The sequence below is a fragment of the Orrella sp. JC864 genome, from assembly GCF_037026685.1.
Taxonomy (GTDB): domain Bacteria; phylum Pseudomonadota; class Gammaproteobacteria; order Burkholderiales; family Burkholderiaceae_B; genus Orrella.
This window is the reverse complement of sequence record NZ_JBANET010000001.1, coordinates 219909-243224: the sequence shown is the minus strand read 5'-3', so window position 1 is coordinate 243224 and position 23316 is coordinate 219909. Positions and strand designations below refer to the sequence as shown.

The 23316-nt window shown below is 68.8% G+C and carries 24 protein-coding genes and 1 tRNA gene; 8 read left to right on the top strand and 17 right to left on the bottom strand.

From position 1 onward, the window contains the following. Positions 1-409 precede the first annotated feature (409 nt). The gene (locus V8Z80_RS01070) at positions 410-1069 is read left to right on the top strand and encodes a metallophosphoesterase (RefSeq protein WP_336060737.1); all 660 of its coding nucleotides are present in this window, start codon (positions 410-412) and stop codon (positions 1067-1069) included. 190 nt (positions 1070-1259) lie between these two features. Here V8Z80_RS01070 and V8Z80_RS01065 read toward each other — a convergent pair whose 3' ends face one another. The 7 genes from V8Z80_RS01065 to xth all read right to left on the bottom strand — a co-directional run bounded on the left by V8Z80_RS01065 (position 1260) and on the right by xth (position 6920). After that, positions 1260-2378, bottom strand: coding sequence for a Fic family protein (locus V8Z80_RS01065; protein ID WP_336060736.1), 1119 nt, complete (start codon positions 2376-2378; stop codon positions 1260-1262). Between the two features lie 563 nt (positions 2379-2941). Continuing rightward, positions 2942-3316 carry an SH3 domain-containing protein gene (locus V8Z80_RS01055; protein ID WP_336060735.1) on the bottom strand — a complete coding sequence of 125 codons (375 nt, stop codon included), beginning with the start codon at positions 3314-3316 and terminating at the stop codon, positions 2942-2944. A gap of 253 nt (positions 3317-3569) precedes the next feature. Further along, positions 3570-3645, bottom strand: a tRNA-Ala gene (locus V8Z80_RS01050). Positions 3646-3712: 67 nt separating this feature from the next. Continuing rightward, entirely contained in the window at positions 3713-4492 is a 780-nt protein-coding gene (locus tag V8Z80_RS01045) for an amino acid ABC transporter ATP-binding protein (protein ID WP_336060734.1), read from the bottom strand. After that, positions 4489-5169 (bottom strand): amino acid ABC transporter permease, encoded by a 681-nt coding sequence (locus V8Z80_RS01040; protein ID WP_336060836.1) that lies wholly within the window; start codon positions 5167-5169, stop codon positions 4489-4491. Before V8Z80_RS01040 ends, V8Z80_RS01045 begins: the two co-directional genes overlap by 4 nt. A gap of 39 nt (positions 5170-5208) precedes the next feature. Next, positions 5209-5997, bottom strand: a complete 789-nt coding sequence (locus V8Z80_RS01035) for an amino acid ABC transporter substrate-binding protein (protein WP_155195415.1) — start codon at positions 5995-5997, stop codon at positions 5209-5211. Positions 5998-6140: 143 nt separating this feature from the next. Beyond that, entirely contained in the window at positions 6141-6920 is a 780-nt protein-coding gene (xth, locus tag V8Z80_RS01030) for an exodeoxyribonuclease III (RefSeq protein WP_336060733.1), read from the bottom strand. A 167-nt stretch (positions 6921-7087) separates the two neighbouring features. Here xth and V8Z80_RS01025 point away from each other — a divergent pair, with 167 nt between their 5' ends. Next, complete coding sequence (locus tag V8Z80_RS01025) at positions 7088-7273, top strand: hypothetical protein (protein ID WP_155195416.1); 186 nt, start codon at positions 7088-7090, stop codon at positions 7271-7273. Here V8Z80_RS01025 and V8Z80_RS01020 read toward each other — a convergent pair. Both V8Z80_RS01020 and V8Z80_RS01015 read right to left on the bottom strand, forming a co-directional pair. Then, a complete protein-coding gene (locus V8Z80_RS01020; protein ID WP_336060732.1) occupies positions 7270-8550 on the bottom strand; it encodes an amidase in 1281 nt (426 codons plus the stop codon). The two genes, V8Z80_RS01025 and V8Z80_RS01020, sit on opposite strands and share 4 nt — an antisense overlap. A gap of 79 nt (positions 8551-8629) precedes the next feature. Next, entirely contained in the window at positions 8630-9625 is a 996-nt protein-coding gene (locus tag V8Z80_RS01015; protein ID WP_336060731.1) for a Bug family tripartite tricarboxylate transporter substrate binding protein, read from the bottom strand. A 119-nt stretch (positions 9626-9744) separates the two neighbouring features. Between V8Z80_RS01015 and V8Z80_RS01010 the strand changes: the two genes are divergently transcribed. After that, positions 9745-10641, top strand: coding sequence for a LysR family transcriptional regulator (locus tag V8Z80_RS01010; protein ID WP_336060730.1), 897 nt, complete (start codon positions 9745-9747; stop codon positions 10639-10641). A 22-nt stretch (positions 10642-10663) separates the two neighbouring features. Here the strand turns inward: V8Z80_RS01010 and V8Z80_RS01005 are convergent, their stop codons facing one another. The 3 genes from V8Z80_RS01005 to V8Z80_RS00995 form a co-directional block, all read right to left on the bottom strand. After that, entirely contained in the window at positions 10664-11695 is a 1032-nt protein-coding gene (locus tag V8Z80_RS01005; protein ID WP_336060729.1) for a TerC family protein, read from the bottom strand. Positions 11696-11892: 197 nt separating this feature from the next. Then, entirely contained in the window at positions 11893-12477 is a 585-nt protein-coding gene (locus V8Z80_RS01000; protein WP_155195420.1) for an MgtC/SapB family protein, read from the bottom strand. 113 nt (positions 12478-12590) lie between these two features. Then, positions 12591-14834, bottom strand: coding sequence for a heavy metal translocating P-type ATPase (locus V8Z80_RS00995; RefSeq protein ID WP_336060728.1), 2244 nt, complete (start codon positions 14832-14834; stop codon positions 12591-12593). A 99-nt stretch (positions 14835-14933) separates the two neighbouring features. Here V8Z80_RS00995 and cadR point away from each other — a divergent pair, with 99 nt between their 5' ends. Beyond that, on the top strand, positions 14934-15368 hold the full coding sequence (gene cadR, locus V8Z80_RS00990; RefSeq protein ID WP_336060727.1) for a Cd(II)/Pb(II)-responsive transcriptional regulator: 435 nt from the start codon (positions 14934-14936) through the stop codon (positions 15366-15368). Between the two features lie 30 nt (positions 15369-15398). Then, the gene (locus tag V8Z80_RS00985; protein WP_155195423.1) at positions 15399-15977 is read left to right on the top strand and encodes a nitroreductase family protein; all 579 of its coding nucleotides are present in this window, start codon (positions 15399-15401) and stop codon (positions 15975-15977) included. Positions 15978-15983: 6 nt separating this feature from the next. On the opposite strand, the gene V8Z80_RS00980 is transcribed toward V8Z80_RS00985, so the two are convergent. Beyond that, on the bottom strand, positions 15984-16394 hold the full coding sequence (locus V8Z80_RS00980; RefSeq protein ID WP_336060726.1) for a VOC family protein: 411 nt from the start codon (positions 16392-16394) through the stop codon (positions 15984-15986). A 78-nt stretch (positions 16395-16472) separates the two neighbouring features. On the opposite strand from V8Z80_RS00980, the gene V8Z80_RS00975 reads away from it, so the two are divergent. Next, positions 16473-17219, top strand: a complete 747-nt coding sequence (locus V8Z80_RS00975) for an SDR family oxidoreductase (protein ID WP_155195425.1) — start codon at positions 16473-16475, stop codon at positions 17217-17219. Here V8Z80_RS00975 and V8Z80_RS00970 read toward each other — a convergent pair. Then, the gene (locus tag V8Z80_RS00970; RefSeq protein ID WP_336060725.1) at positions 17216-18154 is read right to left on the bottom strand and encodes an alpha/beta hydrolase family protein; all 939 of its coding nucleotides are present in this window, start codon (positions 18152-18154) and stop codon (positions 17216-17218) included. The genes V8Z80_RS00975 and V8Z80_RS00970 overlap by 4 nt on opposite strands. Positions 18155-18188: 34 nt before the next feature. Further along, complete coding sequence (locus V8Z80_RS00965) at positions 18189-19142, bottom strand: LysR substrate-binding domain-containing protein (protein WP_336060724.1); 954 nt, start codon at positions 19140-19142, stop codon at positions 18189-18191. Positions 19143-19249: 107 nt separating this feature from the next. Between V8Z80_RS00965 and V8Z80_RS00960 the strand changes: the two genes are divergently transcribed. Both V8Z80_RS00960 and V8Z80_RS00955 read left to right on the top strand, forming a co-directional pair. Next, entirely contained in the window at positions 19250-20155 is a 906-nt protein-coding gene (locus V8Z80_RS00960) for a DMT family transporter (protein ID WP_336060723.1), read from the top strand. A 105-nt stretch (positions 20156-20260) separates the two neighbouring features. Beyond that, positions 20261-20902, top strand: a complete 642-nt coding sequence (locus V8Z80_RS00955; protein ID WP_336060722.1) for an OmpW/AlkL family protein — start codon at positions 20261-20263, stop codon at positions 20900-20902. A 10-nt stretch (positions 20903-20912) separates the two neighbouring features. On the opposite strand, the gene V8Z80_RS00950 is transcribed toward V8Z80_RS00955, so the two are convergent. Next, positions 20913-22010: a DNA alkylation repair protein gene (locus V8Z80_RS00950; protein WP_336060721.1), complete on the bottom strand. Its 1098-nt coding sequence runs from the start codon at positions 22008-22010 to the stop codon at positions 20913-20915. Positions 22011-22022: 12 nt separating this feature from the next. Then, on the bottom strand, positions 22023-23315 hold the full coding sequence (locus tag V8Z80_RS00945) for an LLM class flavin-dependent oxidoreductase (RefSeq protein WP_336060720.1): 1293 nt from the start codon (positions 23313-23315) through the stop codon (positions 22023-22025). Between the last annotated feature and the right edge of the window lies 1 nt (position 23316).

The window sequence follows — 23316 nt, the reverse complement described above, 5'->3', positions numbered from 1 at the left end:
TTGCCCAGGTTTGAATGGATTATGGATCAAGGCCATTTTAGGACAGCCCGTCAGGATGTGAGGAAAGAATAACGATGCTACAAAAAGAAACTCGCACCGGTATTCAGGCGCATCAAAAAGGGGGGCCGCCACGCCCTGGGCCGGCGCATCCGCCCTCTCGGGCCAAGGGCGAAAAGCCCAGGCGGGCGGGGGCGCCGGCCAAGCATGCGGGTTTTACCGCATGGTTACGAAATGGTTTTTTTTCGCCCTATTCCGGCCGGGGCTGCCTGTTGTATTTGCGCCGCAAACTCGGGCAGGGGCGGGCCGATCTGCTCCAGGCGACAGGGCTGCGATCGGGCCGATAATACGCTTGGTGGACTCAATAAACGCCTATATGCGAACTGGAAACGCCCGGGTTCGACGCTTTTGCTTGAACGCCCAGGGGCGTGACTTTGCCGTGGGCGACATCCACGGCCATTTCAGCCGGCTGGGGGCCGCACTGACGGCCGTCGGGTTTTCGCCTGAACGCGACAGATTGTTTTCCGTAGGAGACCTGGTGGACCGTGGGCCGGAGTCTCTCGATGTCCTGGCGTGGCTGGACCGCCCCTGGTTTCATGCCATCCGTGGCAATCACGAGCTGATGACGCTGCGGCGGGCAATGAGCGACCCGATCCCGGACATCGATCATCTTGCTCATGGAGGCGCTTGGCTGGACGCCTGCGATAGCGATACCCAGTCGCGTATCGCGGCCCGCCTGGGCGCCTTGCCGTTGGCCATCGAGGTGGAAACGGCGCAGGGCCTCGTCGGCCTGGTTCATGCCGACTTTCCCTATGACGATTGGCAAGCCATCCACGGCGCTGCCTTCAGCCAGCAGGATGAGGATGCCTGCCTGTGGTCCATAGACCGCTATCGGATGAAATATGTCCAGCCTGTCCGCAATGTGCGTGCAGTGGTCCATGGGCATATGACGCTGCGCAAGCCGGCGCAGCTCGGCAACGTCTACTACATCGATACGGGCGGATGGCAAGACAGCGGCCGGTTCACGCTGCTGGATCTGCACACGCTCAAGCCTTGGCGGCGTCGTTCCTGACTTGTTCAGCCCGCGGCCCTGTAGACGCAAGAAAGCCTTGGACCTTCAACCGCAAGCGGAGCCACTTGGGCAAGAGCATCAGATGTCGTCATCCCGGCATCCACGCGCAGCTTGATCCGGGGGAGCAACGCAGATCGTTGCACAGGCCTTGGCATCGCTGCCGTCTGACCGCTGCATCCGCGCCACCGGCCTACTGGCCCGCCAGCTCGTAGCCGGTGCTGCGTCCGCCGCCCGGCGTTTTTTTCAACACGCCCAACTCCAGCAACTGCGTGATGTCGCGCAGCGCGGTGTCGGGCGAGCACTTGGCGATGGCGGCCCACTTGCTGCTGGTGAGCTTGCCCTCGAAGCCGTCGAGCAGGCGGTTGAGCAGCTTCACCTGCCGTTCGTTCAGCGGCGTACCTGCCCAGCGTTGCCAGAAACGCGCCTTGACCAGCACGGCGTCCAGCGTTGACTGCGCGCTGGTGACGGCGCGCCCGAGCGTGCCAAGGAACCACGACAACCAGCCGGTGGCGTCGAGCGTGCCCTTCTGCGTGCGCTCCAGCACGTCGTAGTAGTCCTTGCGTTCGCGCTGGATCTGGGCCGACAGGCTGTAGAAGCGTTGCGGGCTGCCATCGGCGCGGGCCAGGAACAGGTCGCCCACGGCGCGGGCGATGCGGCCGTTGCCATCGTCGAAAGGGTGCAGCGTCACGAACCACAGATGCGCGAGGCCTGCCTTGACGAGCGCAGGCTCGCCCGTGTCCGCGTTGGCCCATGCCAAAAACCGCGCCGTCTCGGTAGGCAGCACGTCGGCGGGCGGAGCCTGGAAGTGAACCTTGCGTCGCCCCACCGGCCCGGACACCACTTGCATCGGCCCGGCCGCATCGTCGCGCCACTGGCCCACGGTGAGCTTGCTCATGCCGGAGTAGCCGGTCGGGAACAGCGCCGCGTGCCAGCCGAACAAGCGCTCGGCGGTCAGTGGCTCGGCGCTCTGGGAGGTGACGTCAAGCACCATCTCGACCACGCCTTCGGCGTGCCGATCCACCGGTGCCACCGCGCCGATGTCCACGCCCAGACGCCGAGCGATGGACGAGCGCACCGATTCCACGTTCAGCACTTCGCCTTCGATTTCGCTGGTCTTGACCACGTCCTCCGTCAGCGCGGCAAGGCTGGCCTGACCGCGCAGCACCAGCCCGACGTCGGCCAGCCGGCCCAGCAGCACGCCTTGGGCGCGGCTGACCTCGGTCAACGGCCCAGCGAGCGCCGACAGGTCGTAGCGCCACTTCGGCCAGTCGTCGGCCTGCCAGATGTAGCATTTTTCTCCGCTATTCATGCGGAGATTAAACACCCAACTCGCCGCAAGGGCAAATCATTCTCCGCGTCATGTGCGGCGAATGAGGCCACTAATCACCGCATCGGGCTTGTGAGCGCGTGGCTTCCGATTTGGTTGGTCGGCCACGTCTGAAGCGACTTCCGCACGCGGCGCCGCCAGGGCGCAACTTCTTGCGCTGGTGGCGGTTTAGGCAGGAGGGTGCTTCTTTAAGCATCAGTCTGTCCTTGTGCATGCCGGGTCGATGGGGGAGTGTCGGAATTTCTGTGTTTGAGCCATACACTGCCCGCTGGGCAAGGAAGGACGTATGGCGAAGAAAGACGCTTGGCCGTTCCCGGCCGAATTGCTCGATAGCCTGCTGGCAGGGCGAGATCCGAAGACGGCTCTCGATTCCTCGGGACTGATCGGAGATCTGAACAAGGCCTTGGCCAAGCGCATGCTCAACGCCGAGATGGACGTTCACTTGTCCAAAGCTGACGGCGCAACTGGGAGGCCATCACGCCGTTCTTCGCCTTCATCAACCGGCTCACACACAGAATTTCCGACAGTCCCCAGCAATGAGCTATTCAGGATCCCGAACCGGCGGCGCGTATGTTGTCGAGAGGCACCCATCCTGTCGCGCCATCAGAGATACGGGTTGCCCATAGCCAGCCGTTCAATCGGCGCGCGCCATATAGCAACTCGCCTTCCGCGACATTGAGCTCCCGATTGGTGAAATCCTCCAGCATCGTGCCGGTCCCATCGGCATGTCGATCAAGGATTTGCTCCGGCACGAAGCCAGCCGCCTGCCCTGGCGCCGTACAGAGATACCAACCGGGCCAACTTTCGGGGCCGTCGTATAGTTCGCCAACCGAAACCCAATCCCCCTTCTTCAATGTCATCGGCTCGGGAAACTCACTGGCATGCGGCAGGACGACGATGTATTGATGATCGGGCTTCATTGAGTTCTCATCGGTTATCAATAGCTCAGGAAAACTCCAAGACTCTCGTGCGTCTAGAAGGCACGCACAGAATTACCCCCACGACGCGCTAGCAGTCAATGGAAATAGGGAGACGACCGCAGCCGTAAACCCAAACAAAAACAGCGCCTTAGGGCGCTGTTTTGAGCTTCTTGTGGGGTTAAGCATAAAGCTGCCGGAGAATAAGACATAATGCTTAACGCCACACTTCTCTGGATCACTCCGGAACTTGAAATGGTGGAGCGGAGGAGGATCGAACTCCCGACCTTCGCATTGCGAACGCGACGCTCTCCCAGCTGAGCTACCGCCCCAAAGACGCAAAAGTATAGCATGTTTTTGCGCCGCCGTTCCTGGGCCCGGCAAACGCCGGTCATCGCCTTATCGGCCGTTCATGCCCCAGTCGGCCGGCAGCACGCTTTGCGTCAGGGTGGAGACGAAGGCCGCCGTGCGCGCGTCGCGCGGCTGCGTGAAGACCTGGCGCGGCGCGCCGGCCTCGACCACCGTGCCGCCTTCCAGGAAGATGACCTGCTGCGCGATGCTGGCGGCCAGGCGCAGGTCGTGGGTGGCCATCAGCATGGTCATGCCTTCCGCGGCCAGCTGCTGCAGCACTTCCACCACCTCGCCGGCCAGGGTGGGGTCCAGCGCCGAGGTGGGCTCGTCGCACAGCATGACGCGCGGCGAGGGCGCCAGGGCCCGCGCGATGGCCACGCGCTGCTGCTGCCCGCCCGACAAGGTGGCCGGCCAGGCGTCGGCCTTGGCGGCCATGCCGACCTTCTCCAGCAATTCCATGGCCCGGGCGCGGGCACGCGGCCTGTCCCACTTCTGCACCGTGACCAGGCCTTCCATGACGTTGTCCAGCGCGCTCTGGTGCGGAAAGAGCTGGAAGTTCTGGAACACCATGCCGGTCTGGCGGCGCATCTGCTGCACGGTCTCGCGCGGCGGCCGGGCATCGGCGCGAAAGCGCACCTGCACGTCGCCCAGCCGCAGCGTGCCGGCCTCGGGCACCTCCAGCAGGTTCACGCAGCGCAGCAGCGTGCTCTTGCCGCTGCCCGAGGGGCCGACCAGCGCGGTCACGCTGCCTTCGGCGATGTCCACGTCCACCTCGCGCAGCACCGGATTGCCGTCGAAGCTTTTGACGATGCCTTGCAGCCGGATCATCGCAGCCTCCCGGCAAAGACGGCGTGCTGGCCGTAGCGGCGCTCGAGCCGGCTTTGCAGGGCCGAGAGCACCGAGCAGAACACCAGGTAGATCAGCGCCGCCTCCAGGTACAGCACCAGCGGCTCGTAGGTGACGGCGGCGATGCGCTGGGCGGCCTGGAACACCTCGGGCACAGTAATGACCGCCGCCAGCGAGGTATCCTTGACCAGCGAAATGAAGGAGTTGGCCAGCGGCGGCACGGCCACGCGCGCGGCCTGGGGCAGCACGGTGCGGCGCATGGCCTGCGCGCGCGTCATGCTCAGCGAATAGGCGGCCTCCCATTGGCCCTTGGGGATGGACTCGATCGCCGCGCGGATGACCTCCGAGTTATAGGCGCCCACGTTCAGCGTGAAGCCGATCAGCGCGGCGGGCAGGGGATCGAGCACGATGCCCAGCGTGGGCAGGCCGTAGAAGATGACGAACAGCTGCACCAGCAGAGGCGTGCCGCGGACCAGCCAGACGTAGAAGCGCACCAGCAGCACCAGCGGGCGCGGCCCGAACAGCCGGATCAGGGCCACCACGAAAGCCAGCGCCAGGCCGGCCGCAAAGGACAGCAGCGTCAGCGGCACGGTGAACTTCAGCCCGGCCTGCAGCAGCGGCCAGAACGAGTCGGCCATCAGTTGCAGCCAGCCGGGCATCCATGTCGTGTCCTGCATGCTTGTGCGCCGGCCGGAAGCTTACTGTTCGGCCGACAGATCGACGCCGAAGTATTTTTCCGAGATCCGCTTGTAGGTGCCGTCCTGCCGGATCTCGGCCAGGGCCTTGTTGATGGCCTCGCGCAGCTCGGGATTGTTCTTGCGCATCAGCACGCCGGAGGCGTTCAGGTCCTGGCCTTGGGCATAGGCCACGGCCTTGACCGGCGCATCGGGTTTCTGCTTCTTGAAGTCCAGGTACGACAGCTTGTCGTTGACGGTGGCCTCGACCCGGCGCGAGAGCAGCAGGTCCACGGACTCGTTAAAGCCCTGCACCGGCACGATCTGCGCGCCGTAGCGCTGGGCCAGCTGGCCGAAGTTGCTGGTCAGGGTATTGGCCGAGCGCCGGCCCTTGAGATCCTCGAAGGTCTTGATGCTGTCGTTATCGTTGCGCACGATCAGCGCGGCCGGCGAGGTGATGTACGGATCCGAGAAGTCGTACTTGGCCTTGCGGGCATCGGTGATGCCCACCTGGTTGATGACCACGTCGTAGCGCTTGACGTCCAGCCCGGCGATCAGGCCGTCCCATTTGCCCTCGACGAACTGGGCCTTCACGCCCAGCTTCTCGGCGATGGCGCGGCCGATTTCCACGTCGAACCCCGTCAGGCCGTTGGCGCCGTCGTGGTAGGTGAACGGGGCGTAGGTGCCTTCGGTGCCGATCTTGATGACGCCGGCGCGCTCGATGGCGTCCAGCTCGGACTGGGCCTGGGCCGTGCCCAGGGCGGCGAAGGGCAGCAGGCCCGCGATCAGCAGGGCACGCAGCGGTTTGTTCATGGTCGGACTCCGTATAAGAGACTTTGCATAGCAATATGCCGACACGGTATCAAGGACGCCTTTGTTTCGACAAACAATATTAAATGCTGACTGGATTTCCTTTGGTTATATAGCGTGACCCGGTGCGCCGGCGGCTCGGGCCGTCAAAAATCCAGCGTGGCGACGACCGGCGCGTGGTCCGAAGGCTGCTCGTTGCCGCGCGGGCCCTTGTCGATCACGCAGGCGCTGCAGGCCTGGCGCAGCGGCTCGGACAGCAGGATGTGGTCGATGCGCAGCCCCGCGTTGCGGCGAAAGCCCAGCATGCGGTAATCCCACCAGCTGAAGGACTTGGGCGGCTGCTCGAACAGGCGGAAGGCATCGCTGAACCCCAGGTCCAGCAGGTCGCGCAGCGCCTTGCGCTCGGGTTCGGAGCACAGCACCTGGCCTTCCCATTTGGCCGGGTCGTGCACGTCCTCGTCGGCCGGCGCGACGTTGTAGTCGCCCAGCACGGCCAGGCGCGGATAGCGCACCAGTTCTTCGCGCAGCCACTGGCGCAGGGCCAGGAACCAGGCCAGCTTGTATTCGTATTTCTCGCTGGCCACGGCCTGGCCGTTGGGGCAATACACGCAGACCACGCGGATCTCGCCAGCCGGCGAGGGCAGCGTGGCCGCGATGACGCGGCGCTGCGCATCGGTGTAGTTGCCGATGTCGCGCACGGTGTCCTGCGGCATTTCGCGGGCGATGATGGCCACGCCGTTATAGGTTTTTTGCCCGGTCCATACCGCGTGGTAGCCCATGTCGGTAAAGGCCGACAGCGGGAAGTTCTCGTCGGTGAGCTTGAGCTCCTGCAGGCACAGCACGTCCACGGGGTTGGCCTGCAGCCAGGCCAGCACCTGCGGCAGTCGGACTTTCAGGGAATTGATGTTCCAGGTGGCAAGACGCACGCTTTTTTCCAGGTCGGTCGGGGGACGGGGGTGCCGCGATTGTACCGACGCCGCGGCGGCGGGCGGGCCGGCCCGCCGCATCCGATGCTCACCATCGCTGCCTTCCTGATACAAGCGGGCCGGGGCGCCTGGGCATAATGGTTTCATGCAACGTCGGAGCCCCATGCATGAACGGATTTGCCATCGTCGCCATCGCGCTGCTGCTGGGCGGCTTCGTACTGGCCGCCTTCGGAATGTCCACTGGCCATAACGGGCTGCTGGCCGCGGGCTTCGTGCTGCTGGTTGCCGGCGTGCCTGCGCTGGTGGTCAGCCTGGCGCGCAAGCGGGCCCGGCGCCATCCCAGGGACGGCTAGGGGCGCGCGTGCCCTTGGCGCTGGTCCAGCGCGCCGTGCAGGGCATGCGCCCAGGCCAGCAGTTCGTGGTCCTGCTCCGGTTGGCCCACCCACTGCACGCCTACCGGCATGCCGTGGCTGCCCCAGCCGGTGGGCAGGTGTACGCAGGGCCAGCCCAGCAGCGACCAGACCCGGTTGAGCACGGACGAGCCGGTGGAGGCGTGGCCGGCGGGCGCTTCGCCCGGCGCGCTGGGTGTCAGGATGAAATCGTACTGCTCGAAACGTTCGCGCCAGCGCGCGGCCAGCGCACTGCGCCGGCGCTGAAGGTCCATGTATTGGGCGTGGGAGATGGCCAGGCCTTCTTGCAAGGCCTGGCGCAGCGCGGCGCTCAGTTGCGGCCCGTGCACCGCCAGCGTGGGCAGCAGGCCGTGCGCCAGTTCGGCGTTCATGATCCGGGTGTGCAGGAACAGCAGTTCCTGCAGCGCCTGGTCGCAGGCATGGGTGCTCAGGCTGGCCCCGGTCCGGGCCAGGGCATCCTGGGCGGATCGCAAGGCCTGCGCGGCCGCAGGGCTCAGCGGCGACAGGGCCTGGCAGGGCAGCACGGCCACGCGCGCGGGGCGGCCGCCCACGGGCGGCGCCAAGGTCCGCGGCATCAGCGCCTGGGCGATCTCGGCCGCCCGGCCTACGCCATCGGCGAACCAGCCGATGGTATCCAGGGTTTCGCACAGCACATGCATGCCTTGGCGCGGGACGCTGCCGAAGCTGGGCTTGAAGCCGACCACGCCGCAAAAGGCGGCGGGCCGGATCATCGAGCCGCCGGTCTGGGTGCCCAACGCGAAGGGCACCATGCCCGCGGCCACCGCGGCGGCCGAGCCGCTGGACGAGCCGCCCGGCGTGTGGGCCGGATTGTGGGGGTTGCGCGTGGGGCCGGGCGCCGAATAGGCGAATTCGGCCGTCACGGTCTTGCCGATGGGCACGGCGCCGGCCTGCCTGAGCAGCAGGACACAGGTGGCATCGAGCGGCTTGGGCTCGCTCGGGGTCGCCGGCGACCCCGAACGCGTCGGCATGCCCGCCACGTCGATGACGTCCTTGACCCCGAAGGGCACGCCGGCCAGCGGGCTGGCGACGGATGTGCCGGGTACGGCGCCGGCGGGGCGCCCCAGCCAGGTCCAGGCGCGCAGCTGCTCGTCGGCCGCGCGCACGCGCCCCAGCAGGGCGTCCAGGCACATGGGGCCGGCATCGGCGGGCGGGCCGGCCGGCGCGGGCAGGGAAGGGTCGGACGTCGCTTTCAGGGACATGGTGTTCCAGACAGTGCATCCGGCGTGCGCGGCGGCGCGCCGGATAGGCGAGGCCGCGGGCCGTGGCGGCCCGCCGGGGTTATTGCACACTGATGTTCTGCTGCGCGATCAACTGGCGCCAGCGTTCGCTCTCGCTGGCGATGAAGGCCTTGAAGTCCTGCGGCGAGCCGCCTGCCACTTCGCCGCCCTGCGATTCCACGATCTTGCGGTAGTCCGGGGCCTGCAGGGCCTGGTTGATGTGTTCGTTCAGGGTCTGGATGATTTCCTGGGGCACGCCGGCCGGCGCGACGACGCCGAACCAGTTGGACATCACCATGCCCGGCAGGCCCAGTTCCTTGAACGTGGGCACGTCCGGCAGGCCCGGCACGCGATTGTCCGAGGCCAGCGCCAGCATCTTGATGCGCGGCGCAGCGCCGCTGGCGTGGGGCAGGAACAGGCTGGGCAGCTCGACGTAGAAATCGACGTTGCCGGCGATCAGGTCGTTGACCGCGGGCGCGCCGCCGCGATAGGGCACGTGCGTGGCGTGAAAGCCCGCCAGGCTCTTGAGCAGCTCGGTGCCCAGGTGCGAGGCGCTGCCCGCGCCGGTCGAGGCGTAGTTCAGCTTGTCCGGGTTGGCCTTGGCGTCCCGCACCAGCGCGTCGGCGTCGGCATAGGGCGATTGGCGGCTCACGCCCAGCGCCAGCGGTCCGCGTTCGATCAGCGCGATGGGCGCCAGGTCCTTGACCGGATCGAAGTTCAGCGTATAGAGCGCGGCGTTGACCGCCATGGGCGCGAAATTGCCCAGTCCGATGGTGTAGCCGTCCGGCTTGGCGTTGGCGATCTGGCCCGTGCCGATGTTGCCGCTGGCGCCGGGCTTGTTGTCGACGATCACCGATACGCCCAGCGAGGCGGAGAGCTTTTGCGCCAGCTGGCGCGCGCGCGTGTCCGAGCTGCCGCCGGCGGCATAGGGCACGACGAAGGTGATGGGCTGCGAGGGGTAGGACGCTTGGGCGGCTGCCCCGGCGCTGGCGGCGGCCAGGACGCCGGCGGCCAGGATGCCGGCAAGCAGGCGGACCGGATGGGTATGGGCGGGCATGATGTTCCCCTTTTGTTGGTTGACGGACGCCGGTGATGGCTAGGGGGCATCTTAGGAAGCCGGTATTGTGTTGTCTAATACTGTCTTTCTTTGATATTGATTTGTCCGGCGACATAATCATGATCGATAGCCGCTTGCTGCAGGTGTTTGCCGTGGTGGCCGACGAACTGCATTTCGGGCGCGCCGCGCAACGGCTGCACCTGAGCCAGCCGCCCCTGAGCCAGAGCGTGCGCCGCCTGGAGGAACTGCTGGAGGTCAAGCTGCTCGAGCGCACCACGCGCAGCGTGCGCTTGACCGCCGCGGGGGCCGAGCTGCACCGGCGCATCAAGCGCCTGGCCGACGATAGCGATGCGATGGTGCGGGCGGTACGCCAGGCCGCCAAGGGCCAGACGGGGCAGCTGCTCATCGGCCTGACGCCCAGTTCGGCCTATTCGAACCTGCCGCAGGCCCTGCTGGGGTTTCGCCAGCGCTATCCAGGCATCCTGGTCGATCTGCAGGAGATGAATTCCAGCGAAATGCCCGAGGCGCTGCATACGCGCCGGCTGGACCTGGCGCTGCTGCGCCCGCCTTTTGCCGACGCCGACCTGGCGCCCGAGCCGGTGTACGACGAGCCCATGGTGCTGGCGCTACGGCGCGACCATCCGCTGGCGCGGCGGCGCTGGGTCACGATGGAGCAGGTGCTGGCGCTGCCCCTGGTCGGCTATGCGCGCAGCCGCTCGCGCTACTTCAGCCAGGTATTGCGCCTGATGATCGAGGCGGCCGGCAAGCCGGCCGACATCGTGCAGGAAAGCATGATCCCGACGATCCTGCTGCTGGTCGAGGCGGGCATGGGCGCGGCCGTGGTGCCGGCCTCGCTGGCGCGCATGCGCATGGACGTGCTGGCCTATATCGGCATCAGGGGGCCGGGCGCGATGCGGGCCGCCCTGGTGGCGGCCCGGCACCCGGACAACGGCAACCCGGCCATCGGCGCTTTCCTGGAAGTCATGCGCCAGGCCGGGCGCGGCCCGGCAGCCTAGCCGGCGCGCCCGGGCCGCGTGCTCAGTGCTGCCTGTCGGCCGGGCGCTGGCCTTCGCGCTTGCCGCTGAATGGATAGGCGCCGCCCGTCTTCTCGCCGCTCTTGGCGGGAACCATCACCGACAGGATCATGGTGACGGCCAGGATGGACACCGTGCCCAGCAGCGACCATGCCACCGGGATCTTGTACAGGTCGATCAGCAGCATCTTGGTGCCGATGAACACCAGCACCAGCGCCAGGCCGTAGGGCAGCAGGTGGAAGCGCTCGTGCATGCCGGCCAGCAGGAAGTACAGCGCGCGCAGGCCCAGGATGGCGAAGACGTTGGAAGTCAGCACGATGAACGGATCGAGCGTGATCGCGAAGATGGCCGGGATCGAATCGACCGCGAAGACCACGTCCACGATGCCGATCAGCAGCACCACCAGCAGCATGGGCGTGGCGATCTTCTTGCCGTCGATGCGGGTGAAGAAGCGTTCGCCGTCGTAGTCCGGCGCGATCTTCACGCGCTTGCGCACCCATTGCAGCGCCGGGTTGGTTTCCAGGTCGGGCTCCTGGCCGGCGGCCCACCACATCTTGATGCCGGTAAAGACCAGGAAGGCGCCGAACACATACATGATCCAGTGGAACTGCGCGATCATCCAGGCGCCGATCAGGATCAGGATGGCGCGCAGCACCAGGGCGGCCAGGATGCCGATCATCAGCACGCGCTTCTGGAACTCGGCCGGCACGGCGAAATAGGTGAACAGCATCAGGAAGACGAAGATGTTGTCCACCGCCAGCGCCTTCTCGACCAGGTAGCCGGTGATGAACTCCAGCGCCTTGTCGTTGGCCAGCGCGCGCGCGGCCGCATCGTCGCCCAGGCCGCCCAGGCCCCACCAGAGCAGGCCGACGAACACGAAGCTGACCGCCACCCAGATGGCCGACCAGATGGCGGCCTCGCGCATGGTGACTTTGTGGGTGCCCTGGCGGTTGAGCGCGAAGAAGTCGATCAGCAGGGCGATGATGACGAAGCCGGCGAACGCCGACCACAGCAAGGGGGTACCGATGGATACCATGGATAGCCTTTGTGAGAACGGATGGTTGATGGATAGCCAATTCCGGTCTCGCCAGGCCTGCAACGGATGTTGCGAGGTCCGCAGTGCCGGGAGCCGAGGCGGCGATACGGGATCGCTACCGTTGCTTCCGTGCTGACGACACTGCGGGAGCTTCGTAGAAAGCTCCGGCTACTCCCCGTGAGAGCGCGTGCATTACATCAAGAGCCATCCTTACTGTCAACTGAATGATTGTTGCCGGTTCCGTCCTGCGCGCCTGGCTGCCTGGCGTTCTTGGCCTGGCCGCCGTGGCGCGCCGTGGGGTTGACGTCGATCTTGCGTTCGAAGCGGTGCAGCACGCCGAGGATGAACAGCGCGAACAAGGTGCTGACCAGCGCCAGCATCTCGCGGCCCATGCCGGCGGTGATGCCCACCGCGGCGGTCAGCCAGATGCTGGCCGCCGTGGTCAGGCCCTTGACCTGTTCGTGGCTGTGCGCCTTGATGATGGCGCCAGCGCCCAGAAAGCCGATACCGGCGATGATCCCTTGCAGCACGCGGCTCTGGTCGCCGATCTCCATGCCGCTGACGCTGGGCGCGAGCACGAACAGCGCGGCGCCCACGGCCACCAGCATATGGGTGCGCAGGCCGGCCGACTTGCCCGATGATTCCCGTTCGAAGCCGATCAGCCCGCCCAGCACCATCGCCACGAACAGCCGCACCAGGATGCGCACGGCATCCTCGACGTCGTTCATGTCGGAGAATTCCTGCTGCAGGGCGCCCAGGGCGACGGTCCAGAAATCGTTCATGCCGAAAGGGACGGGTTCCGATCGCCCCAGCATAAGCAAAAGCGGGCCGGCATGGCCCGCTTTTCAGATGCGCTCACCTTGCTTACAGAATCGAAACGCCTGCCCCTGCACGCTCAGGCCGGCTGCCCCAGGGGACCGGGCGCCCGCGGGCGCGGCGCGTCGGCCGGGCCGGCATGGCGGCTGCCCAGCAGGCGCAGGCCGTTGGCCACGACGATCAGGCTGGCCCCCACGTCGGCGAACACCGCCATCCACAGGCTGGCGTGCCCGCCCAGGGCCAACAGCAGAAAGACCAGCTTGATGCCCAGCGCCAGCGCGATGTTCTGCACCAGCACGCGGTGCGTGCTGCGCGAGAGCCGCACGAAGGTGGCGATCTTGCCCAGCTTGTCGTCCATCAGCGCCACGTCGGCCGTCTCGATGGCGGTGCCCGAGCCGGCCGCGCCCATGGCAAAGCCCACGTCGGCCGCCGCCAGCGCCGGGGCATCGTTGATGCCGTCGCCCACCATGCCCACGCCCGCGCCCTGGCCGCGCAGCCGGGCGATCTCGGCCTGCTTGTCCTCGGGCAGCATGTCGCCGCGCGCCTGCTCCATGCCCACCTGCCGGGCGATGGCCTGCACCGCGGCGCCGTTATCGCCCGAGAGCATGACGGTGCGCACGCCCAGCCGGCGCAGCGCCTGGAGCGCCGCGGCGCTGTCCTCGCGCACCGTGTCGGCCACGGCCGCCACGGCCAGCGCCCGCCCGGGCTGGCACAGCACGACCGTGGACTTGCCTTGCGCCTCGTAGGCGTCCAGGCGTGCGGCCAGCGCCGCATCGAGCAGGCCCAGCTCCTGCGCCAGGCGGCGGTTGCCCAGGTGATAGGCCGCGCCGTCGATCTCCCCGCGCACGCCGCGCCCGGGCAGGGCGGCAAAGCCGTGCACCGGCAGCAGGGCCAGTCCGTCCTGGCCGCCCGCGCGGGCCAGCGCCTTGGATACCGGGTGGTCGGAGCGCTCGGCCAGGCTGGCGGCGATCTGCCGCGCGCGGGCCGCGTCGGCATCGCCCAGCGGCTCGAAGTCGGTCTGGCTGGGCCGGCCGTGGGTCAGGGTGCCGGTCTTGTCCAGCGCCAGCCAGCGCAGCTTGCGGCCCATCTCCAGATAGGCCCCGCCCTTGACCAGGATGCCGCGGCGCGAGGCGGCGGTCAGGCCGCTGACCACCGTGACCGGCGTGGAAATCACCAGGGCGCAGGGGCAGGCGATGATCAGCAGGGCCAGCGCGCGGTAGACCGCCTCCAGCCAGCCGACGCCAAGCACCAGCGGCTGCAGCACGGCCACGGCCGCCGCCGCGGCGATCACGGCCGGCGTATAGATGCGCGCGAAGCGGTCGATGAAGCGCTGGGTGGGCGCGCGGCTGCCTTGCGCCTGCTCGACCGCGTGGATGATGCGGGCCAGCGTGCTCTGGCCGGCGGCGGCCGTGACGCGATAGTCGAAGCTGCCATAGGTATTGACGGTGGCGGCAAAGACGCTGTCGCCGGCCGCCTTTTCCTGGGGCAGGCTCTCGCCCGTGATGGCCGACTGGTCTACCGCCGAGGCGCCGCTTTCGATGATGCCGTCGGCGGCGATGCGCTCGCCCGGCTGGACCCGCACCCGCATGCCGGGCGCCAGCGCCTGCGCCGGCTGGCGCAGCCATTGGCCGTCGGCCTGCTGCACCAGCGCGGTCTGCGGCGCCAGGTCCAGCAGGCCGCGGATGGCGTGGCGGGCCCGGTCCAGCGAGCGCGCCTCGATCAGCTCGGCCACGTTGAACAGCACCATTACCATGGCCGCCTCGGACCATTGGCCGATCAGCACCGCGCCGGTGACCGCGATGCTCATCAGGGCATTGATGTTCAGGTTGCCGTGGCGCACCGAGATCCAGCCCTTGCGGTAGGTGGTGCCGCCGCAGGCGGCGATGGCCGCCAGGGCCAGCACGGCGCTCAGCCACGGGGCCGCGCCGGCGAAATGCGCCGCCTCGGACAGCAGGGCCAGCAGGCCAGCGGCGCCCAGCAGCCACGCCTTGCGCGGCGAGGGCGCGGCCGGCGCCGGCGGCCCGGCATGGTCGCCGATGGGCACGGGCGTCATGCCCACCGAGCCGATTGCCTGGCGCACGCGCGCTTCGGCGGCCGGCTCGTGCAGCACCGTGAGCTGGCGCTGCATCAGGTTGAAGGACAGCCCGTGCACGCCCGGCAGCGGCTCGAGCACGCCGCGGATCAGGCCTTCCTCGGTGGGGCAGTCCATCTGCTCGATGCGGTAGCGGCTCAGGGTCTGGTCCGGGCCGGCGCGCAGCTCGGCCGCCGGGCGCTGCGGCGCGCCAGGCGGGCTATGGGTGTGGCTGCAACATGCTTTCGCCATGGCGGCAGGTCCTGAAACGAAAAAAACCAGCCCTTATTGCACACCCTGGAGTTACTATAGGGTCAATGCCCTTGCGGCGTTTTTTACCCGGAGCTTCGCATGCGTATCGGAGAACTGGCCCAGGCTGCCGGCACCACCGTCGAGACCATACGCTATTACGAAAAAGAAGGCTTGCTGCCCGAGCCCGACCGCGGCGGGAACAACTACCGCAGCTACGGCCAGGCCCATCTGGAGCGGCTGCGCCTGGTGCGCAATTGCCGCGCCCTGGACATGAGCCACGAGGAGATCCGCGCCATCCTGGCGCTGGCCGACGACGAGCGGGCCGGCTGCGGCGGCATCAACGACCTGTTCGATGCGCACATCCGCCACGTGGACGAGCGCATCGACGAATTGCAGCAGCTCAAGGCGCAGCTGCTTGCCTTGCGCCAGCGCTGCGGCCCGGCCCGCTCGACGGCCGAAGACTGTGGCATCCTGCATGGCCTGTCGGCCATGCAGGCCGAGGAGCGTCCCGAGCGCCACACGCACCTGGGCTAAGGCCCGTCTCTTTCCTGAAACGAGTTTTCGATGAGCGTATCCACACTGGACGGCCTGCTGGGCCGTCGTTCCTGCAAGTTCGTGACCGCGCCCGGGCCCGATGCCCAGGCCTTGCGCAAGATGTTCGAGGCGGCCGCCTGCGCCCCCGACCACGGCGCCCTGCGGCCCTGGCGCTTTGCCGTGATCCAGGGCCAGGCGGTGTCCCGCCTGGCCGACGTGGCCTTGTCGGCGGTCAAGGCCAGCGGCGATCCGCGCATGACGTCCGAGAAGGAGAAGTCCACGCGCCAGTGGCTCTCCAAGGTGCCCACGCTGATCGCCGTGGCCCAGAAGATCGACCACGACAACACCAAGATCCCCGAGCAGGAGCAATTGCTGGCCGCCGGCGCGGCGGCCATGAATCTGCTCAACGCGGCGCACTTGCTGGGCTACGCCGCCTTCTGGAGCACCGGCCTGGGCACTTATGTCGAAGCGGTGCAGGAAGCCCTGGGCTTCGATCCGCTGGACTACCGTTTCCTGGGCTTCATCGCGGTGGGCACGCCGGCGGCCGAGCTGCCCCCGGCGCACCGGCCCGATCCCGACAGCTTCGTGCGCGCCTGGACGGGAGACTGAACGGGCCTAGCGGTTTTCCTGCCGCGCCGGGTCTGCGTCGTAGCAGGCGAAGGCCAGCTTGTTGCCGTCGGGGTCGCGCACATAGGCCACGTAGAAAGTCGGCCCGTATTGCGGGCGCAGCCCCGGCGCGCCTTCGTCGCTGCCGCCGTGCGCCATGGCGGCGGCATAGGCGCGGTCGACCTGCCCGGTGGTGGGCAGCTGGAACGCGATCATGGTGCCGTTGCCTGCCGAGGCGGGCCGTCCGTCGAAGGGCAGGCCGATGAAAAAGCGCGGCACCCGCTTGTCGTTCTCGCGGCCCCACGAAACCGAGCGTTCGTCCCGCCAGCAAGGCTGCATGTCGAGCGCCTGCATCAGCGGCTCGTAGAAGCGCAGCGCCCGCGCCAGGTCCGCGGTGCCAAGCATGGCATAGCCGATCATGCGATTCTCCTTAAAATCAGGCGGCGCCGGCCACGCAAGGCAGGCGGCCGCATCCATACCGTACAACAGGGAGACAAGATGGATAAGGTAATGATCGTAACCGGAGGCAGCCGCGGCATCGGCGCGGCCACCTGCCTGCTGGCGGCGCGCCGCGGCTACGCCGTCTGCGTGAACTACCGCAGCGACCGCGAGGCGGCCGAGAAGGTGGTGGCCTCCATACGCGAACAAGGCGGGCAGGCCGTCGCCGTGGCCGCGGACGTGGCCAGCGAGGAACAGGCCGTGGCCCTGTTCGAGGCCGTGGACCGCCAATGGGGCCGCCTGGACGTGCTGGTGAACAATGCCGGCGTGCTGGAGCGCCAGATGCGCGTGGCGGACATGGACGCGGCCCGGATCGGCCGGATACTGGCCACCAACGTGGTGGGCGCTTTCGTGTGCGCGCGCGAAGCCGTGCGGCGCATGGCCCGCTCGCGCGGCGGGCGCGGCGGGGCCATCGTCAATGTTTCGTCGGTCGCCGCGCGCCTGGGGGCGGCGGGCGAGTATGTGGACTATGCCGCGTCCAAGGGCGCGCTCGATACGCTGACCGTGGGCCTGGCCAACGAGGTGGCGGGCGAGGGCATCCGCGTCAATGCCGTGCGGCCGGGTTTCATCTATACCGATATGCACGCCAGCGGCGGCGAGCCCGGGCGCGTGGACCGCGTCAAGGCCAACGTGCCGCTCAAGCGCGGCGGCCAGGCCGAGGAGGTGGCCGCCGCCATCCTGTGGCTGGCATCGGACGAATCGGCCTATACGACGGGCGGCTTCATCGAGGTGGCTGGCGGGCGCTAGGGCCTTGCCAGCCGGCCGGGCCAGCCGGGGGCCAAGGCGCCGCCGGCCAGCCACTGCAGGGCCAGGGGCCATAGGGTGTCCTGGAAGCGGGCATGGAAAAAGGCGAAATGCCCGATCTGCGGCACGCCGATGTCCGCGGGCGCGATGCGCAGGTGCCAGCGCTCGCTGCCCGGGTACAGGGCCAGCATCCTGTCGGTGGCCGCCGGGGTGCCGAACGGGTCGTCGGCCAGGCTGATGGCCAGCCATTGCGCGCCCACCCGGGCAAAGGGCAGCTCGATCCCTTGCCGCGCCAGCCGGCGCGCGCTGGGCCGGTCCGGGTAGCGCGGCGCGCGAGCCGTCCAGTCGTACACCACGCCGGCGGGCGTGTCCTCCAGCCAGCCCAGCCGCTTGCCGGGAAAATAGCCCAGGCAGCGCGTGACCAGCGGCATGGCAAGGTGCCACTTGCACAGCATCGCTGCGCGCTGGCGGCGGTCGTAGTCGCGCCAGTAGGCGAACTGCGCGCCCACCGTCACGGCGCGCCGGATGCGGTCGGCAAAAGGCGCCATGCCGATGGCCACGCCGCCAAAGCTGTGGGCCACGACATCGACGGGACTGCCGGGAAACCGTTGCAGGGCCCAATCGAGCGCCGCCCCGAAATCGAGCCGCCCCCAGTCCGTCCAGGAGGCGGCAAAGCCGCGCAGCCGACGCGGGCGCGACAGGCCGATGCCGCGATAGTCGTAGGCCAGCACGTGCATGCCGTGGGCATGCAGCCAGGCCGCGAAGCGGGCGTAGTAGCGGCATTGCACCGAGGTGGCGGCATTGATGATGACCACGGGCGCCGCCTGCCGGGCCGCAGGCTGCGGCCACAGCCGCGCGCCCAGGGCGTAGCCGTCGGCGGCCTCGAGGGTGAAGGCCAGGCCGTCCGGCGGGCAGGAGTGCGAAGCATGCTCGGTCATCGTGCACGCATTGCAATGCATCGCGGCGCCCGCTTCAAGCGGAATTTGCGCAAGGCTGGCATGCCGGCCGGGAATGCGGGCCAGGCGGCGGGCGCCGGGCCGGCTGCGCCTGGCTCTGGGCCATGGCCTGCGCCAGCCAGTCGCGCAAGGCCTGGAGCGCGGCGTCTTGGTCGCGGCCGGCGCGCGCCAGCAGCCAGGCGCGCTGGCCGGTGCGCACGAAGCCCAGCGGCGCGGCCAGCCGGCCTTCGCGCAGTTCCTGGCTGACCAGCAAGGACGGGGCGATGCCCACGCCCAGGTCGGCGATGGCGGCCTGGATCATGTACATGAATTGCTCGAAGCGCATGGCGGGCGCCGCGGCGGGCCGCTCCAGGCCGTATGTCCTGGCCCAGAGCTGCCAGGCCTGCGGATGGGAGGCGGTGGCCAGCAGCGGCCGCGCCAGCAAGGCCTGCACGCCGGCGGCGCGCTTGCCCGCCGGCGGGGCGCAGACCGGCCCCAGGTCGTTCTCGGCCAGGGGCCAGGCGGCCAGGTCCGGCGCGCTGGGCGCGGCGCCGAAATGCAGCAGGGCGTCGACGCCGCCCTGGCGCAATTGCGCCAGGCCCGCGCCGGCCTGCAGCTGCAGCCAGCGCCGGGGCCTGCGCCGCGAGAATGCGTCCAGGCGGGGAATGAGCCACTGCATCATGAAGCTGCCGGGACAGCCCAGGCGCAGGACCGGATGCAGGTGGCGCTGGCGCAGCGCCTGGCAGGCGCGGGCGATGTCGGCCAATGCGCGGCCGGTGCAATCGTGCAGAAAGCGGCCCGCCTCGGTCAATTGGACGCCTTGGGGATGACGAGTAAAAAGCTCACAGCCCAGCTGGGATTCGAGTTGCCGGACCTGATGGCTGATGGCGCCGTGGCTGACATGAAGCTGCTCGCCAGCCAATGAAAAGCTGCCGGCCTGGGCGGCGGCGTCAAAGGCCTTGATGGCGTTGAGCGAGGGCAGGGTAGCCATGAAGATATGAGGAAAATTGACATCCCAGTGTAGAAAACATCGATGCCGGCGGCAAGGCGAACCGGCTTATCCTGCATGCCTGCCTGCATTTTTTCCGGATCGCCCCCATGTCCCCCGCCGACCTGCCCTTGCGCCGCGCCTGCCTGCTGCTAGCCTTTGTCGTCGCCGCCTGGGGCGCGAACTGGTCGGTCAGCAAGGCCCTGCTCGACTACGTCTCGCCGCTGTGGGCCACCGCGCTGCGGGCCTTGCTGGCCTGTGCCGGGCTATGGCTGCTGTGCCTGGCGCGGGCAGGGGTGCGCCCGCCGGCCCGCGCCGACCTGCCGCTGGTGTGCAGCGTGGGGGTGCTGCACATGACGGCGTTTTCCCTGCTGTGCAGCCTGGGGCTGCAGGCTTTGCCGGCTGGCCGCTCCATCGTGCTGGCCTATACGACGCCGCTGTGGGTGCTGCCCGCCGCCCGGCTGTTCCTCGGCGAGCCCCTGCATGCCGCGCGGGTGCTGGGCCTGCTGCTGGGGCTGGCCGGCCTGGCCCTGATGCTGCGGCCCGGCGCCTTCGATTGGCACGACAGCCGCGTGCTGGCCGGCCATGCCTGCATCCTGGGCGCGGCGTTGTGCTGGGCGGCCTGCATCGTGTATGGGCGCGCCCACCCGGGGCGCACCGCCGCCTTCGCGCTGCTGCCCTGGCAGCTCTTGCTGGCCGCCACGCTGCTGGGCGCGCTGGCCCTGGCCGTCGAGGGCCTGCCGCGCCTGCCATCGGCGCCCCGGTTCTGGGGCCTGCTGGCCTACGCCAGCCTGGTCGGCACCGTGCTGGCGTATTGGGCCATGAACACCGTCAATCGCGGCATGCCGGCTTCGTTCACGTCCATGGCGCTGCTGGCCGTGCCGGTGGCCGGGCTGCTGTTCGCCACGCTGGCCCTGCGCGAGCCGCTCGATCTGTGGCTGGCGGCCGCCTCGGCCCTGGTCGTGGCTGGCGTGGCCTGCTCGGCGCGCCGCCCGGCCGGCGCCGGGCGCGGCTGAGCGCCGGGATGCGGGCCGCCCTTCGTCGCGCTTGATTTTCCGCAAGGCCGGCCCGGCGCAAAGCTGCCAAGCTGTGCGCTGTCTTATGTGCTTGGAGAAATCGATATGTCGAGGTACTGCGCGCGTGCCCGCCTGGCCCTGGCCGGCACGCTGCTGGCCATCCTGCCCGTGGGCGCCGGCCTGGCCCACCAGGCGGGCGATTGGCTGCTCAAGGCCGGGGCCAGCCAGGTGCGGCCCAAGTCCGGCAACGGCAGCGTGCTGGATGGCGCGGTGGCGCTCGATGCCGGCAATGCCACGCGTCCCAGTCTTACCGTGACCTACATGGCCACGCGCCACGTCGGTATCGAGCTGCTGGGCGCGGCCCCGTTCCGGCACGACGTTTCGGCCTCGGGCGCGGCGCAGGGGCGCATCGCCAGCACCCGGCAGCTGCCGCCCACGCTCAGCGTGCTGTGGTACTTCCTGCCCGATGCGCGGGTGCAGCCCTATGTGGGGGTGGGACTGAACTACACGCGCTTTTTCGATACCGAAACCCGCGGCGCGCTGGCCGGCAGCAAGCTGGACATGGCCGACTCGTGGGGCGTGGCGCTGCAGGCCGGCGCGGACATCGAGCTGGGCGGGCGCTGGATGCTCAATGCCAGCCTGCGCTATATCGACATTTCCTCGCGCCTGAAACTGGACGGACAGTCCATCGGCAAGGCTCGCATCGACCCGTGGGTGCCCACGCTGGCGCTGGGCTACCGCTTCTGACCCGGGCCTTTCAGCCGGCCAGCAGGGTGAATTCGCAACCGCCCAGCCGCTCGCCGTTGACCAGCAGGTCGATTGCATGGCGTCCGGGGTGATGCCGCCGGGTGCTGAAGTCCTGCATGCGCTGGGTGCGCGTCAGCGTCAGCGTGGCGCCGGCCGGCAGCTCCAGCGTCTTGAGCTTGAATACCTTGGGCGCGGCCGTGCCGTCCCGCTTGACGTAGTGGATGGCATAGTCGATCACCAGGCGCTGCGGCCGGGAGCAGGTCGACACCAGCGTCAGGCTCAGCGCGATGCGCCCGCCCAGCTTCAGGCGGCCTGGCTGCACGGCCAGCGCCTGCAAGCGGACCTGCGCCGGTTCGCCCGCGCCCACCAGGGCCAGCGCGCGCCGTTCGCCGCGCTTGATCAAGGTGCGCAGGCCGTGGCGCACGATCCAGGCCGTGCGCGGATCCTGCGTGGACCAGCCTTGCAGGCGCTGCAACAGCCACTCCGGATTGTCCTTGGCGATGTCGTTCAGGTGGTTGGCCACGGACTTGCGCACGTACAGGCTCTCGTCCGTCTTCAAGCGCTCCAGGATCTGCGCCGCCGGCGCGGGGTCGCGCCGCAGCGCGTCCAGGTGAAAGGACCATGGCAGCCGCGGGCGTGCGCCTTCGCTGGCCAGCCGGCGCACGTGCTCGTCATCGTCCTGGGTCCAGGCGTGCAGATGCGCCAGCGCGCGCGGCAGGTCCTGGCGCAGGAAGGGCCGCACGCCGTATTCCGAGGTGCCGAAGGGCGTGAAGAACCTGAGCGCCTGCATGGAGAGGTCGAAATCGTGCAGGCCGTGGCAGGCCACGTAGTCGGGCAGGACCAGCGTCACGAAGCGGTGATTCAGCCGCGGGGCCAGCGCTTGCAGGATCTCCAGCGCCCGGGGGTAGTCGTCCGGCAGGCAGGCGTGCAGGGCCTGGGAGACGCGGCGCAGGCGCTGCATCAGCGAGAGCGCGTCCAGGTCCTGGCCGGCCAGGCGCAGGAAGCGGCGCCGGTCAAAACCGGCGTGCACGGCCGCGGTCTGCTCGGCAATGTGCCGCAACCGTTCGGCGTTGAAGATCTCCTTCAGGGCGGGGGCAGGTTCTGTCATGGCGCGCCCATGTTAACGCCGGGGCGGGCGCGCCAGGCCCAGGTGCTCGCGCAGCGTGGCGCCCTCGTAGTCCCGGCGGAACAGGCCGCGGCGCTGCAGCACCGGGACGACCTGTTCGACGAAGTCCTCGATGCCGTCCGGCAGCGAGGGCGGCATGAGGTTAAAGCCGTCGGCCCCTTCGTTGCGCCACCAGTGCTCCATGTGATCGGCGATCTGTTCGGGCGTGCCGACCACGGTGCAGTGGCCGCCGCCGGCGGCCAGCCGGCCCAGCAGCTGGCGCACGGTGGGGCGCTCGGTCTCGATGATGCGCAGGATGGTGCCGTAGCGCCCCTTCGGGCCGGTGTAGGCCTGCAGCGGCGGCAGGGACGGCACCGGCGCGTCCAGGTCCCAATCCATGCAGTCCTGGCCGATGAAGGTGCCCAGCTGGCGCAGCGAGGTCTCGGCCGGCAGCAGTTCGTCCAGGGCGCGCTGCTTGGCGCGGGCTTCGGCCTCGGTGGCGGCCACGTAGACCACCAGGCCCGGCATGATGGGCACCGGGTCTTGCCGGCCGGCCTGGCGCACGCGCCGCTTGATGTCGCGATAGTAGGCTTGCGCGGCTGGCAGGTCGTAGGCCACGGCGTAGATGGCCTCGGCGTGCCGGGCCGCCAGCGCGCGGCCCTGCTCGGAGGAGCCGGCCTGGAACAGCACCGGATGGCCCTGCGGCGGGCGCGGCACGGTCAGCGGGCCTTGCACCTGGGGGAAATGCTCGCCGTGGTGCGTGACTGCGCGCACCGACTGCGGGCGCGCATAGGCGCCGGCCCGGTCGCACACGATGGCCCCGTCATCCCAGGAGTCCCACAGCCGCAGCACCACGTCCACGAACTCTTGCGCGCGCGCATAGCGCCAGGCATGGTCGGGCATGGCGGCATGGCCGTGGTTGCGGGCCTCGGCGTCGAACATCGAGGTGACGACGTTCCAGCCCATGCGCCCGCCGCTGATGTGATCCAGCGAAGCGAGCATGCGCGCCGCATGAAAGGGCGTGTAAAAAGTGCTGGAGACCGTGCTGATCAAGCCGATGCGTTCGGTGGCGCGGCTCATGGCCGCCATGGCGGTCAGCGGTTCGAGAAACCAGCGCGGGCCGTCGGCCACGTTTTCCGCGCTGTGGCCGTCGGCGAAGAAGACCGCGTCGAGCTTGCCGCGCTCGGCGATGCGGGCCAGCGATTCGTAGTAGGCGATCTCGCCCAGCCGTTCGGCCGCCGAGCCGGGGGCGCGCCAGGCGGCCCGGTGATGGCCGCAGCCGAAGATGAACAGGTTAAGGTGCAGCATG